16 protein-coding genes are annotated in these 13,643 nt (G+C 66.0%); 14 read left to right on the top strand and 2 right to left on the bottom strand.

All coding sequences use genetic code 11. The annotated features are described in order from the left end of the window. Nucleotide 1 precedes the first annotated feature (1 nt). The 14 genes from AC3RCJ_RS18465 (at nucleotide 2) to AC3RCJ_RS18400 (ending at nucleotide 11,447) form a co-directional block, all read left to right on the top strand. The gene (locus AC3RCJ_RS18465; protein WP_492964129.1) at nucleotides 2-1,237 is read left to right on the top strand and encodes a type II secretion system F family protein; all 1,236 of its coding nucleotides are present in this window, start codon (nucleotides 2-4) and stop codon (nucleotides 1,235-1,237) included. Beyond that, nucleotides 1,237-1,743, top strand: a complete 507-nt coding sequence (locus AC3RCJ_RS18460) for a type II secretion system protein (RefSeq protein WP_492964130.1) — start codon at nucleotides 1,237-1,239, stop codon at nucleotides 1,741-1,743. The genes AC3RCJ_RS18465 and AC3RCJ_RS18460 overlap by 1 nt, the downstream gene beginning before the upstream one ends. 64 nt (nucleotides 1,744-1,807) lie before the next feature. After that, complete coding sequence (locus AC3RCJ_RS18455) at nucleotides 1,808-2,290, top strand: pilin (RefSeq protein ID WP_492964131.1); 483 nt, start codon at nucleotides 1,808-1,810, stop codon at nucleotides 2,288-2,290. 162 nt (nucleotides 2,291-2,452) lie between these two features. Next, the gene (locus AC3RCJ_RS18450; RefSeq protein WP_492964132.1) at nucleotides 2,453-2,974 is read left to right on the top strand and encodes a pilus assembly FimT family protein; all 522 of its coding nucleotides are present in this window, start codon (nucleotides 2,453-2,455) and stop codon (nucleotides 2,972-2,974) included. Next, nucleotides 2,961-3,491, top strand: a complete 531-nt coding sequence (locus tag AC3RCJ_RS18445) for a prepilin-type N-terminal cleavage/methylation domain-containing protein (protein ID WP_492964133.1) — start codon at nucleotides 2,961-2,963, stop codon at nucleotides 3,489-3,491. The genes AC3RCJ_RS18450 and AC3RCJ_RS18445 overlap by 14 nt, the downstream gene beginning before the upstream one ends. Next, on the top strand, nucleotides 3,488-4,387 hold the full coding sequence (locus tag AC3RCJ_RS18440; protein ID WP_492964134.1) for a prepilin-type N-terminal cleavage/methylation domain-containing protein: 900 nt from the start codon (nucleotides 3,488-3,490) through the stop codon (nucleotides 4,385-4,387). The genes AC3RCJ_RS18445 and AC3RCJ_RS18440 overlap by 4 nt, the downstream gene beginning before the upstream one ends. Then, a complete protein-coding gene (locus AC3RCJ_RS18435) occupies nucleotides 4,384-4,860 on the top strand; it encodes a pilus assembly PilX family protein (RefSeq protein WP_492964135.1) in 477 nt (158 codons plus the stop codon). Before AC3RCJ_RS18440 ends, AC3RCJ_RS18435 begins: the two co-directional genes overlap by 4 nt. Nucleotides 4,861-5,000: 140 nt before the next feature. After that, nucleotides 5,001-5,936: an agglutinin biogenesis protein MshI gene (locus AC3RCJ_RS18430; protein WP_492964136.1), complete on the top strand. Its 936-nt coding sequence runs from the start codon at nucleotides 5,001-5,003 to the stop codon at nucleotides 5,934-5,936. Beyond that, nucleotides 5,933-6,619 (top strand): MSHA biogenesis protein MshA, encoded by a 687-nt coding sequence (locus AC3RCJ_RS18425; RefSeq protein WP_492964137.1) that lies wholly within the window; start codon nucleotides 5,933-5,935, stop codon nucleotides 6,617-6,619. Before AC3RCJ_RS18430 ends, AC3RCJ_RS18425 begins: the two co-directional genes overlap by 4 nt. Beyond that, nucleotides 6,619-7,323: a hypothetical protein gene (locus AC3RCJ_RS18420; RefSeq protein WP_492964138.1), complete on the top strand. Its 705-nt coding sequence runs from the start codon at nucleotides 6,619-6,621 to the stop codon at nucleotides 7,321-7,323. The genes AC3RCJ_RS18425 and AC3RCJ_RS18420 overlap by 1 nt, the downstream gene beginning before the upstream one ends. Next, entirely contained in the window at nucleotides 7,308-7,661 is a 354-nt protein-coding gene (locus tag AC3RCJ_RS18415; RefSeq protein WP_492964139.1) for an MSHA biogenesis protein MshK, read from the top strand. The genes AC3RCJ_RS18420 and AC3RCJ_RS18415 overlap by 16 nt, the downstream gene beginning before the upstream one ends. Nucleotides 7,662-7,665: 4 nt before the next feature. Then, on the top strand, nucleotides 7,666-9,462 hold the full coding sequence (gene mshL / locus AC3RCJ_RS18410; protein WP_492964140.1) for a pilus (MSHA type) biogenesis protein MshL: 1,797 nt from the start codon (nucleotides 7,666-7,668) through the stop codon (nucleotides 9,460-9,462). Then, nucleotides 9,463-10,365: an ExeA family protein gene (locus AC3RCJ_RS18405; RefSeq protein WP_492964141.1), complete on the top strand. Its 903-nt coding sequence runs from the start codon at nucleotides 9,463-9,465 to the stop codon at nucleotides 10,363-10,365. It abuts the gene before it with no gap. A 17-nt stretch (nucleotides 10,366-10,382) separates the two neighbouring features. Continuing rightward, a complete protein-coding gene (locus tag AC3RCJ_RS18400; RefSeq protein WP_492964142.1) occupies nucleotides 10,383-11,447 on the top strand; it encodes a tetratricopeptide repeat protein in 1,065 nt (354 codons plus the stop codon). Nucleotides 11,448-11,692: 245 nt separating this feature from the next. Here AC3RCJ_RS18400 and AC3RCJ_RS18395 read toward each other — a convergent pair whose 3' ends face one another. Next, the gene (locus AC3RCJ_RS18395; protein ID WP_492964143.1) at nucleotides 11,693-12,727 is read right to left on the bottom strand and encodes a serine hydrolase domain-containing protein; all 1,035 of its coding nucleotides are present in this window, start codon (nucleotides 12,725-12,727) and stop codon (nucleotides 11,693-11,695) included. A 29-nt stretch (nucleotides 12,728-12,756) separates the two neighbouring features. Next, complete coding sequence (locus AC3RCJ_RS18390; protein ID WP_492964144.1) at nucleotides 12,757-13,608, bottom strand: helix-turn-helix transcriptional regulator; 852 nt, start codon at nucleotides 13,606-13,608, stop codon at nucleotides 12,757-12,759. Nucleotides 13,609-13,643: the final 35 nt, after the last annotated feature.

Genomic DNA, 13,643 nt, shown 5'->3' with positions numbered 1-13,643 from the left:
GGTGCCGTTCTTTTCCTACAAGGCGCGCAGCGCCAGCGGCGAGCTGCTGACCGGCGTGATGGAAGGCGCCGACAGCGGCGCCGTGGCCGACCAGCTGATGGCGGGCGGCAGCACGCCCGTCGACATCAGCGCCACGAAACAGACGGTGACGAAGGCTGGCGCCAGCCAGCTGGGCTGGTGGGACAAGCTGAGCGAGAAAAAGGTCACGCCCATGGACGTGCAGCTGTTCAGCCGTCAGCTGTACACCTTGCTGAAGGCGGGCGTGCCCATCATGCGCGGCCTGGCCGGCCTGCAGGAATCGGCCATCAGCCCCGCCTTCGGCCGCATCATCAAGGACGTGCGCGAGTCGCTCGACGCGGGGCGCGAACTGTCGGCCGCGATGGCGCGCCACCCGGCCGTGTTTACGCCGTTCTACCTGTCCATGGTGCGCGTGGGCGAAATGACGGGACGCCTGGATGAAGTGTTCCTGCGCCTGTTCGACCACCTGGAATTCGACCGCGACATGCGCGCTCGCGTGAAATCGGCCACGCGCTACCCGACGTTCGTCGTGTTCGCCATGATCGCGGCGATGGTGGTGGTTAACATGTTCGTCATTCCCCAGTTCGTCAAGGTATTCGAAAGCTTCCATGCCGAATTGCCGCTGATGACGCGCGTCCTGATCGGCACGTCGCGCTTCACCATCGATTACTGGCCCTTGCTGCTGCTGCTGGCGGCGGGCGGTTTTTTCGGCTGGCGCGCCTGGCTGGGCACGAAAGAGGGCCGCTACAAGTGGGACCGCGCCAAGCTGCGCCTGCCGATCGCCGGCAAGATCATCCTGAAGGGCACGATGGCCCGCTTCGCGCGCAGCTTTGCCCTGTCGAGCAGCAGCGGCGTGCCCATCGTGCAGGCGCTGACGGTGGTGTCGCAAACGGTCGACAATACCTACCTGAGCGCGCGCGTGGAGCAGATGCGCGATGGCGTCGAGCGGGGCGAAAGCATCTTGCGCACTTCCGTCGCAGCCCAGGTGTTTACGCCGGTGGTGCTGCAGATGATCGCCGTGGGCGAGGAATCGGGTTCGCTGGATGACCTGATGGACGAGATCGCGGAAATGTACGAGCGCGAAGTCGACTATGAGCTCAAGACCCTGTCCGCGCAGATCGAGCCGATACTCATCGTCTTCCTGGGCGCGCTGGTGCTGGTGCTGGCGCTGGGCATCTTCCTGCCGATCTGGGACCTGGGCCGGGCGGCGCTGCACTGATGGCCGCGCGCACCGACCAGCGTGGTTTCACCCTGTTCGAGCTGGCGGTGGTGGCCACCGTGTTTGCCATCCTGGTGACCGTGTTCCTGAGCCGGGCCGGCTATTATCAGCGGCAGGCGGAGCAGGTGGCGATGACGCAGGTGCTGGGCGCCATGCGCAGCAGCTTGCGGGTGCAGGCGCTGCAGCTGCACATGCAGAACAAGCGCGAACGGCTGCCTGCGCTGGCGCTGCAAAACCCGTTCGACTGGCTGGCCGACAAGCCGGCCAATTACCTGGGCGAGTTTTATGCGCCGGATCTGGAAAAGTTGCCGAAGGGGAATTGGTTATATGACAGAAAAGAACAAAAAATCATCTATTTGTTAAGTTCTGGCAATATTTTTTCCCCTGCGAGGGTTGATCCAATGAAATTTAAGGTAATCTTGCCGGGTGTAGACGCCGATGTTGAAAAGCTCGCCCAGGAACCCGATATCGTGGTGTGGAAAACGCCGGACCCGGCCGTACGCTGAAGTCCGCGCAGCGAAAGTTTCATGTTTTGGTCTTATGTTTTTATATTGATTTTGGAGAGCTGGTATGAATAAATCCTTACGTAATCTGAAGAGCGGTGCCCAGGGCGGTTTCACCCTGATCGAACTGGTGGTGGTCATCGTCATCCTGGGCATTCTGGCGGCAACGGCGATCCCGCGGTTCAGCAATTTGTCAGCCGATGCGCGTTTTGCGAAAATGCAGGCTGCCGCGGGTTCCCTGCGCGCGGCTTCGGCCATGTATCACGCGCAATGGCTGGTTGGCAGCAGCGACAGTGCCACGCCGACAGTGACCATGGAAGGCGTGAACATCACGGGCGCCAACGGCTACCCTACCGCTGACGCTGCTGGCATCGTTGCTGCTGCAGGCGGTCTCGGTGACTATCAGCTTGCGTACACGGGTGGTGTCGTCACGGTCACCCCGGATCCGGCGCATACAGCCTGCACCGTGGTGTACACCCCGGCAGCCGCAGGCCCGCCAGTGGTGCCGCCTGTCGTCACGATCAACGCCAGCCAGGCGAACTGCGGCTAAGGCACGCGCTAAGCCAGCCTGGGGGCAGGCATGGTCCTGTCCCGCTGCAGCATCAGCCCAACTGTCCGGTGACAGCCAGTTGGGCTTTTTTTACGGGTATTTCTTTTGCATCCACTCTTGCCAGCACGCACGTCAACAGTCAGCAGGGTCGCATTGCCTGCCGTGCATCGTCGCGCGCGCGGCTTCACCATCATCGAACTGATCACCGTGCTGGTGCTGGCCGCCATCCTTGCCGCAGTGGCAGGCGCGAGGTTTTTCCAGCGCGAAACATTTGACGCGCGCAGCCTGGCCGACCAGGCCGTCGGCATGCTGCGCTATGCGCAAAAGCTGGCCATCGCGCAAAACCGCCCCGTGTACGTGCGCCTCGATGGCAACAGCGTCGCCGCGTGCTTCACGGCCGCCTGCGACACGCCCGCCAGCCGCGTCGTGCCGCCGGCCGGCGGCAACAGCGGCGGCAAGTACACGCTGCAGTATTGCGCCGGGCAGAGCAACTGGCTGTGCGTGGGGCGTCCCGATGCGCTCACGCTGACCAGCGGGGCGGCCGGGTTTTTCTTCGACCCGCTGGGCCGTCCCTATTACACGGCCTTTGGCGACTTTGCCGCCGCGCTGGCCCTCACCGTGGGCGGCGGCGGCCAGCAATACACGATCCTTGTCGAAGCGGAGACCGGCTATGTGCACCGCTAGGCGCCTTGCGGCCCGGCGCGCGCAGGCCGGCGTGACCCTGGTCGAGGTGGTGATCTTCATCGTCATCGTCTCCGTGGCCGTGATCGGCATCCTGGGCGTGCTGTCCTGGACCAGCAATAACAGTGCCGATCCGCAATTGCGCAAGCAGGCGCTGGTCATCGCCGAAGGCATGCTCGATGAAATCGAGGCGGCCCGCTTCACCTTTTGCGCGCTGAACGACCCGGCGGCGGCCACGGCAACGAGTCCGGCCGGCTGCACCACGGGGCCGGCGGCGCGCGGCACGCGGCCCTACGACCAGGTCAGCGATTATGCCCAGGCGGCCGCCTACACGACGGACGCGGCGGGCAATGCCTTTCCGGCCGGCTATGGCGCCGTCGTGACGGTCACGCCTGCCGCCCTGAATGGCATTGCCGCCAGCGAATCGCTGCAGATCCGCGTCGCCGTCGCCTTCCGCGGCCAGCCGCAGGTGGTGCTCGACGGCTACCGCACGCGCTACGCGCCGAACAGCATCCCATGATGGCGACGCTTTCCCGGCGCCGCGCGCGCGGCTTTACCCTCGTCGAACTGGTGATCGTGATCGTCATCACGGGCATCGTCGGCGCCATGGTGGCCATGTTCATCCGCCTGCCCGTGCAGGGCTATATCGACGCGAATGCGCGCGCCGCGCTGGCCGACCTGGCGGACACGGCCACGCGCCGCATGGCGCGCGACATCCGCCTGGCCTTGCCCAACAGCGTGCGCGTGACGGGCAACGGCCAGTACCTGGAATTGCTGCTGACCAAGTCCGGCGGACGCTACCTGTCCGAGGACGATCCGCCCGGCCTGGGCTCCGTGCTGGCCTTCGACCCCGGCACGCCGCAGGCCAATCCCCTGCAATTTACCATCGTCGGCGCGGCGCCGGCGAACGCCGGCACGACCGTGCAGGCGATCGCCCCGGGCGACTTCATCGCCGTCTACAATCTTGGCGCCAACCTGCCCGACGCGTACAGCTGCGGCGCCAGCCCGAACGGCTGCAACCTGGCGCTGGTCACGGCCGTGAATGGCGCGACGGTCAGCCTGCAGAGCAACCCCTTCCTGCAGCAGGCCGTGCCGCAGCCTTCGCCGTCGCACCGCTTCCAGGTCGTCACCACGCCGGTCACCTATGTCTGCGATCCCGTCGCGCGCACCTTGCGCCGCTATTCCGGCTACGCGATCCAGAGTGCGCAGCCGGCCGATGCCGGTGCCGCGCCGCTGTCGACGGCCGGCGTGCGAGCCTTGCTGGCCAACCGGGTGGCCGGCTGCACCTTTTCCACTGCCGCGCTGGCGAATGTGCAGCGCGGCCTCGTTTCCGTCCAGCTCGCGCTGGGGGCGGCGGGCAGCAACACAGGCATCGTGACACTGGTGCAACAAGTGCAGGTCAATAACACGCCATGAGAACAGCCCGCTTTCCTTCGCGCCGCGTGCGCGGCTTCAGCCTCGTCACGGCGATCTTCCTGCTGGTCGTGCTGGCCGGCCTGGGCGTGGCGATGGTGAATGTGTTTACCATGCAGCAGGTCGAATCGGCGCTCGACGTGCAGGGCGCGCGGGCCGAGCAGGCGGCGCGCGCGGGCATCGAATGGGGCCTGGCGCGGCAGCTCACGCCGGCGCCGCCGATCCTGCCGCTGACAGCGCCGCCCACGCGCGCGCCCGGCTGCTTTAGCGACACCAGCTTTGCGCTGCCGGCCGGCACCTCGCTGAGCCCCTTCACGGTCACCGTGCAGTGCCAGCTGAGCACCGGCCCCGGTGCGCTGCGCACCTGGACCGTCACGGCGACCGCCTGCAACCAGCCGGGGCCCGCAGGGTGTCCGAATGCGCAAAATAATCCGGACTATGTACAGCGCCGCCTGCAGGCGGTGTTGTCGGATTGAGGCGGGCTGGTCAAGCAGTGTAAAAATAAATGCCTAATATGCTGTTTTTACACGGAAAAGTTGACTTGATGAATTAAAATTGGTTTGATGCATTATCTGCGCGACAAGATCGTGGCAGGCACTTACACTGGATTGGTCGCATGGGTTTATTCGCTAGAGCAAGAAAACAAGAAGGTTGGCTGGCGGCGGCATTTGGCAGCGATGGCGTGAGCGCCGCCATCGTCACGCGCGTGGCCGAGGGCAAGCCCGTCGTCAGGGGCGTGGCGTTCCAGCCGGCGGCACGCCCGGCCGACGCCGACGCGCTGGAAAAACTGGGCAGGCAGCTGCAGGCGCCGAGCTGGCACTGCACCACGGTGCTGGCGGCCGGCGACTATCAGCTGTTGTCGCTGGAAGCGCCCGCCGTGCCCCGCGAGGAACTCAAGACGGCCGTCGGCTGGCGCCTGAAGGATATGCTGGACTTCCCCCTGGCGGACGCCACCATCGACGTGTTCGACATCCCGGGCGACCCGAATGGCACCCAGCGCGGCAGCAGCGTGTTTGCCGTGGCGGCGCGCAATGCCGCCGTGGCGCGGCGCCAGGCGCTGTATGCCGATTGCAAGATCGGCCTGTCCGTCATCGATATCCCTGAAATGGCGCAGCGCAATATCGCCGCCTTGCTGGAAACGCCGGGGCGCGGCTTGGCCATGCTCAGCTTTGATGCGGATGGCGGCCTGCTCACGCTCAGCCACAATGGCGAGCTGTACCAGGCACGCCGCATCGACGTGAAGCTGGCGCAATTGCTGGAAGCGGACGCGAGCGCGTTCTACGACAGGATCACCCTGGAACTGCAGCGTTCCTTCGATCACTTCGACCGCCAGTTCCACTTCATTTCCGTGGCGCGCCTGATGCTGGTGGCGGGCGGCGCGCATGGCCTGCACGGCTACCTGGCCGACAATCTGTACATGCCGGTGGAATTGCTGGACCTGGCCAGCGTGTTCGACTTTGCCGCCACGCCCGAACTGCAGGATGCGGCCATCCAGGCGCGCTATTTCCAGGTGCTGGGCGCCGCCTTGCGCGATGAGGGGAAGGCCGCATGAGCCAGCAAGTCAATCTGTTCAATCCAAAATTTGAAAAGCAGACGCACCGCGTCTCGGCCGCCACCTCGGCGCAGGCGCTCGGCGTGCTGGCAGCGGGATTGCTGCTGCTGACCTGGTACGGCCAGCACCGGGTCGCCGGCCTGCAGCGCGAGGAGGCGTCCGTCAAGGCGCAGCTGGCGCAGCGCGAAGCGCGCCGCAACAAGGTTTTGCAGGATTTCCCGCCGCGCCGCAAGGACCCCGCGCTGGAAGGACAGCTGGCCAGCGCCGAGGCGGACCGCGCATCGCTGCGGCATGCGGCCGACGTGCTGGCCCGTGGCGATCTCGGCAATACACAAGGCTATGCCGCCTATTTGCGCGCCTTCGCGCAGGCGAAGGTGGACGGGGTCTGGCTGACGGGCGCGAGCATCGTCGGCGCCGGCAATGACATCGGCTTGCAGGGAGCGGCCTTGCATGCGGCGCAGGTACCCGCGTACATCGCCAGCCTGGCGCGGCAGGATGTGTTGAAGGGCAAGACTTTTGCCAGCCTGGACATTGGCCAGCCCGAGGCCGTTGCTGCGGCAGCGGAAAGCAAACCTGCGGACAGCGTGCCGTACGTCCGTTTCAGCCTGCAGTCCTCGGCGGCCGCGGCGACCGGCGAGGCGGCGCATGCGGCCGCGCCAGCCTTGCCTGGAGGGGCGCGCTGATGCGGCAGAACTGGAAAAAATGGGCGGAAAAATTCGATGCCCTGAGCTTGCGCGAAAGAGTGCTGCTCTTTGCCGCCTGCGCGTTGGCGCTGGTGTTCGTGTTCTATTTCATGCTGCTCGACCCGCTGTTCAGCAAGCGTGCCGCGCTGGCCAGCAGCATGGCCCAGAACCAGGGCCTGGTGATGGGCGTGGACCAGGAGATCGTGCTCACCATCGCCGCGCACGGCATGGACCCCGACAAGGGCGTACGCGACCGCCTCAACGCCGTGCAGGCGGAAACGGCGGGGCTGAAGGACAGTCTGCGCCACATGCAAAATGGCCTGGTGGCGCCGGAACGCATGGTGATGCTGCTGGAAAATCTGCTGCGCCAGCACGCGCGCTTGCGCCTGCTGTCGCTCAAGACCCTGCCGTCGGGCGTGGTCGGCGAGGCCGTGCCCGCCGCCGCGGCTGGCGGGCCGGCTGGCGCCGCCGACGCGAAGGCGGCCAAGCCTGCCGTCGCCGCGCAAGTGCTGCACCGGCATGGCGTGGAAGTGGTGGTGCAAGGTTCTTATCCCGATATGGTGAATTATATGCAAGCGCTGCAAACGATGCCGACCCAGGTGTTCTGGGGCAAGGCCAGGCTGGAGGCGGATGCGTATCCCGTTGCGCGCCTGACCCTGACCCTGTACACCCTGAGCCTGGATGACACATGGATGGCCCTGTGAAGCGCGCGCTGGCTTGGCTTGGCCTGTCGTGCCTGACGATGTTTGCGCAGGCGCAATCTGTCGACGATCCCACGCGCCCGCCCGCCGCCCTGGCGGCGCCGGTGTCGGTGTCGGCCGTGCCGGCAACGCCGTCCCAGCCGCAATTGCAATCGGTTTTGATTTCCAGCAAGCCCGGTGGCCGCAGGGTCGCCGTGATCAATGGCCAGGTCGTGCGTCCCGGCGGCAGGGTGGGCGAGGCCGTCGTGGTGGAGATCCAGGAAACGGCCGTGGTATTGCGTAAAGGGAAATCGTTGCACACGTACAAGCTCTATCCGAGCAGCAAGACGGAACGGAAATAAAAACATGCATATCAATACAGACAAGTCGAAAGATCGGCCAGCGATGATCAGGATCAGCAAACTGGCGGCCATCATCAGCGTCAGCGTGGGGCTGGGCGCGTGCAACGTCGCACCCGTCAAGCGCGACACCTACAATGCGATCACCGACGCCGTCAAGGGCGCGGCGGCCACCACCACGCCGGCGGCCCAGCCCGATGCCGTGGACGCGGCGCTGCTGCCGCCGGTGGCGGCCCTGGCCCAGCAGTTGCCGAAGGCCCGCGCCGCGCTCGACGAGCGTTTCAACGTGGCGTTCAACAATGTGCCGGCACGCCAGTTCTTCACCTCCATCGTGGCCGGCACGCGCTACAACATGCTGGTGCACCCGGACATCGGCGGCACGATTTCGGCCAACCTGAAGGACGTGACCCTGTTCCAGGCGCTCGATGCCGTGCGCGAACTGTATGGCTACGACTACAAGGTGGAGGGCACGCAGATCTACATCAAGCCCCTGACCATGCAGACGCGGCTGTTTCATGTCAATTACCTGACGGGCGCGCGCAAGGGCAGTTCCAACCTGCGCGTATCGTCGACTTCCGTGGCGTCGGTGGGAGCGACGGTCTCTGGCGCGACTGGCAGCAATGGCAGCAGCAACACCCCCCCGCCAAACGCGGGCGGCCTGGTGCCAGGCGAGGACAGCAGCAACCTGACGACCACCTCCAACGCGGATTTCTGGCGTGAACTGAAGGCGTCGCTGGAGGCCATCGTCGGCAGTGTGGAAGGCGGGCGGCAGGTGGTGCTCAGTCCGCAGTCGGGCGTGATCGTCATCCGCGCCATGCCGGAAGAGTTGCGCAACGTGGACATGTATTTGAAAGCCACGCAACTGTCCGTCGACCGCCAGGTGATCCTGGAAGCGAAGATCCTGGAAGTGCAGCTCAACGACAATTTCCAGACCGGCATCAACTGGGCCTCGTTTGCCTCCATCAAGAGCGGCCATACGAACCGCATCTCGACCGGCTTCATCCAGCCGGGCGGGACCCTGGCGCCCTTGCCGTTCAACGGCGGCCAGCCGCCGAACATGACGAATGGCAGCGGCCTGACGGCCAGCAGCGGCTTTGGCCTGAGCTCGGCGGCGACGGCGGCCGGTTCCATGTTCGGCCTGGCTTTCCAGACCGCCAACTTTGCCGCCATGATTTCCTTCCTCGAGTCGCAAGGCACCGTGCACGTGCTGTCGAGTCCCCGCATCGCCACCATGAACAACCAGAAGGCCGTGCTGAAGATAGGCACGGACGAGTTCTACGTGACGGGCGTGTCGACCACCACCAACACCACGGCCAGCGGCGCCACCACCAGCCCGAACGTGACCTTGCAACCGTTCTTTTCCGGCGTGGTGCTGGACGTGACGCCGCAGATCGATGCCGACGGCAACATCATCCTGCACGTGCACCCGTCCGTGAGCCAGGTGACCACCGTCAACAAGGAGGTCGACCTGGGCAGTGCCGGTTCGCTCAAGCTGCCGCTGGCCGCGTCCAGCACGTCCGAAATGGACAGCATGGTGCGCAGCCAGGACGGGCGCATCGTCGCGATCGGCGGCCTGATGCGCCAGGCGACCACCTCGGACCGCTCGCAAGTGCCGGGCGCGGGTGATATTCCCGTGCTGGGCGTGTTGTTCCGCAACACGGGCCAGGTGATCCAGAAGCGCGAGCTGGTGGTGCTGATCAAGCCCACCATCGTCGATGGCGCCAACAGTTGGAACGAGGACTTGCTCGATTCGGGCAAGCGCATCGAGGCGCTCGATCCGCGCCGGCCATCGGAGCGGCGCTAAATGTACCAGGCCCATTTCGGCTTGCGCGAGGCGCCGTTCGGCCTTACGCCCGATACCAGTTTCTTTTTTAACGGCCCGCAGTCGCAAAAGGCGCTCAACACCTTGCTGGTGGCGGCGCGCAATGGCGAGGGTTTCATCAAGATCACTGGCGAAGTGGGTACCGGCAAGACTTTTTTGTGCCGCAAGTTCATGCAGTCGCTGGGGCCGGAATTCGTCACGGCCTACATCCCGAATCCGAACTTGCCGCCCCGTTCGCTGATCCTGGCCCTGGCCGACGAGCTCGATGTATTGTTGGAGAAAGATGCTGACCAGCATCAATTGCTCAAGTCTCTCAACTTGCGCTTGCTCAACCTGGCGGCGCAGGGCAAGCGCGTGCTGCTGTGCGTGGACGAGGCGCAGGCGATTCCCGTCGACAGCCTGGAAGCGCTGCGCCTGCTGACCAACCTGGAAACGGAAAAGCGCAAGTTGCTGCAGATCGTGCTGTTCGGCCAGCCCGAGCTGGACGTCAAGCTGGCCCTGCCGGAAATCCGCCAGCTGGCGCAGCGCATCACCTTTCATTACCACCTGGGGCCGTTGTCGCGCGACGACGTCGATTTCTATGTGGCGCACCGCCTGCGCGTGGCCGGTTTCGACGGCGCGCGCCTGTTCAGCCGCGGCGGCGTGCGCAAGCTGTACCAGGCTTCCGGCGGCATCCCGCGCCTGATCAACATCATGGCGCACAAGGCGCTGATGGTGGCGTATGGCGAGGGCCGGCAGCAGGTCAGCGGCCGCCACGTGACCCTGGCCGCCAGCGACACCCTGGCCAGCAAGCCGCGCTTGTGGCAGCGCCCCTGGCCCTGGCTGGCCGGCGCCGGCGTGCTGGCCGCCGCCTGCGGCGTGAGCTGGACTTTATTGAACCGATGACGAAGATGAGCCTGTAGATGAGCCTGATTAACAAGATGTTGCAAGACCTCGATGCCCGCGGCACGCCCGATGGACGCGGCGACGCGGCCGGCATCCGCTCCGTGCCCGAGCGCGAGCGCGGCCTGCCGCGCGCGCTGGTGTTCGGCGGCGTGGCCGGCCTGACGGCCGTTGCCATCGCGCTGGGCTGGCTCTACCTGAAGCGTCCGGCGGTGCCGCCCGTGCTGGTCAGCGTGGCCAGCAACCCGGTTCCGGCGCCGGTTCCGGTGCCCGTTCCTGTGCCTGTAGCTGTCGCCGTGGCCGCCGCACCGCTGGCGCCCGCCCCGGCGGCGGCACCCGAACCCGTGTTCCAGGCCGAGGAGGCCGCGCCCGCGAAGGCCAAGCCTGCCGAACTGCGCCGCATCACGGAAAAGGCCGCCAAGCCTGCCGCCGTGCCCGTGCCGAGGGCTGCCGCGCCCGCCGCCAGCGAGCGTATCATTGATGGAAAACAAGTCACGCCGCAGCAGCGCGTGGAGAATGAGTACCGGCGCGCGTTGGCCCAGTTGCAGGATGGCCGCGTGTCCGACGCCATGCTGGCCTTGCAGCAGACCCTGCAGCTGGACCCGCGCCACCAGGGTGCGCGCGAAACCCTGGTGCGCCTGCTGCTCGAAGCGCAGCGCCCGGACGAAGCGGCCCGTCAGTTGCAGCTGAGCCTGGCGCTGGACCCGAAACAGCCGGCGCAAGCCATGATGCTGGCCCGTCTGCAGCTGGACAAGGCCGGCGGCGGCGCGGCGGCCCTCGATACCCTGACGCGCAGCCTGCCCTACGCCAGCGACAGCGGCGACTACCGCGCCTTCCTCGCTGGCGTGCTGCAGCGCGAGCAGCGCTACCGCGAGGCGGCGGAACAGTACCAGCTGGCCCTGCAGGCGGCGCCCGACAACAGCGTCTGGTGGATGGGGTACGGGATTGCCTTGCAGGCCGACAACCACCCGGCCCAGGCGCGCCAGGCCTACGAGCGGGCCAGGGGCTTGCAAACGCTGTCACCGCAGCTGCAGGCCTTTGTCGAGCGCAAGCTGGTGCAGCTGACGGCGGCTGCGGCGAAGTAGCAGTTGCCACGATGAAAGAAGCCAGCTTGACGCCTCTCGGCCTGCTCCCGCCAGCTATGTTCTTGAGCATGCCGAAGCGACATGCTGGCGGACTTGCGCGAGTTCGGCGGCAGTTTAAGGTCGCGCAAGTATCCCGGCTTGAAAACCGCCTGCGCGTTTTCGGGGACGCAGACCACGCGAGCGTGTTTCTTTCGTGCTCACGCATGGCTTGCGGGCGTCCCTGACGTCCCCGAAATGAAGGGCGTTCAGGGGCGCATCAATGCCGGCAGGATCAGCTTGGTCAGCAATTTTTCGCTGAGTCCATGGGCGTCGCGCACCTGGAAGTTGGTCGTGGTGATGACGACCACGGCATCGAGTTCCGGCAATACCAGCACCTTATTGCCGCCCGAACCGGCCATGCCGTAGCTTGGCACCGTGCGGCCATTGGCCGTGAACGACTGCAGCCACCACAAGTAGCCGTAGTCCATGCCTTCGCGCGCGTTGGCATGGGGCGCGACCGAGCGCTTGACCCAGTCGGCGGGCATCACCTGCCTGCCATTCCAGCGTCCGCCGTCAAGGTAGAGCTGGCCCAGCTTCAGCAGATCCACGCTGCGCAACTGCAAGCCGCCGCCCGTCATGGCGCTGCCCTTGGGCTGGAATTGCCATTTGACCTTGTCGATGCCGAGCGGCTGGAACAGGTTGGCGGCGGCGAAGTCCGGCACGCCCTGGCCGCTCACTTTTTCCAGCAGCGGTCCCAACAGGGTTACGCCCGCCGTGCAATAGCTCCAGGCACGGCCATACGGCGATTGCTCGGGGCGGGGCTGCCATTCGGGAAAGCCGCGGATCGGCAAGTCGGCCACGAAGCGGCTCCAGTCTTCCACCAGATACATGCGCTCTTCGTTGCCGCGCGAATGCTGGTTGTCGTCGTCGCATTCGAGCAGCGAGCTCATGGTCAGGAAATCCTCGACCGTGATCCTGTCCTTGCGCGGGTCGGCGTAGGCCAGCGGGCGCAGTTCCGGAAAGTAGGGCAGCACGCGGGTATCGGCGCGCAAGAACTTGCGCTCGATGGCCAGGCCGACCAGCATGCCCGCCACCGTCTTGCCCACCGAGCGCGTGTTGCGCAGGCTTTCCGCGCCGTCCTGGTCGAAGTAGTGTTCGTAGAGCAGCTTGCCATGCTGCGCCACCACGACGCTGGTGACCTGCTTGAAGTCGCCCGCTTCGATGGCGGTGGTGACGCCGTCCAGCTCGCCCGCGTGGACGCTGTTGCCGAAGGCCAGAAGTAGGGGTAGATATCGCAACATGGTGTACTCCGAGGTTGGAAAAGTGCAGTCTAGTCTGGCAAATCGGGCATTGTCTTGGACGTTTGAAACATTTGGCGGCGATAGTTGCTGGGTGTCATGCCGTAGCGGGCCTGGAAGGCGCGGCTCATGTGGCTCTGGTCGGCGAAGCCCGCGCTCAGCGCCACCTCGGCCATGCTCAGGTCCGGACGGCGCAGCAGGCCGCCGGCTTGCTCGACGCGGCGCCAGCGCAGCAGGTCGCCCGGCGAGCAGCCCCAGGCCTGGCGGAAGACGCGGGCCAGGTGCACGGGATGCACGTCCAGGGCGGCGGCCACGTCGGCGATGCGCAGATGCGTGTCATTGGCCAGGTCCATCACGGCTGCATAGGCCTGGTGCGCCCAGCCGGGCAGGGACGGGCGCGCCTGCTGGGGCGTCTTGTGCAGGCTGGCCAGCATCTCCCACGCGCCCGCTTCGAGCAGGGCGCTATCGCCGCCGCGGCCGATGTCGCGCGCGAGCCGGAACGCGGCTGCGGCGCTGGCCGTATCGCGCAACATGGTGGCGCACTCCTGGGCCACATGCAATTCTTCGGCGCCGGACAGCAGGGCCGGGTCGAGCGATACCGTCATGAAACTGCCCTTGCCATCGACGAAGCGGTCGCGGTGCGTCGTGCCGGCCGGATTGAAGACGAGGGTGGGCGAAGGCGCGCGCGGCGGGGCGTGCAGGGCGCTGGAAATATAGGTGCCGGACAGGACAAAAACGAAATGGGCATCGTCATGCCGGTGCGTTTCGACTTCATCCTCGCCGCGCGTGGCCTTCAGGCGGCGGATATCGAAGAGGCTGCCGCGCGCGCCGTGATGCACGTCGCCATAGAACTGGCCGGACTTGAACTGGAGTGGAGTGGTCATATCGGCATGGTATGTGCGGCCGCCAGGCCAGGCGA

This window comes from Janthinobacterium sp. GW822-FHT07H11 (genome assembly GCF_058798615.1).
This window is presented reverse-complemented; position numbering and strand designations above follow the sequence as displayed.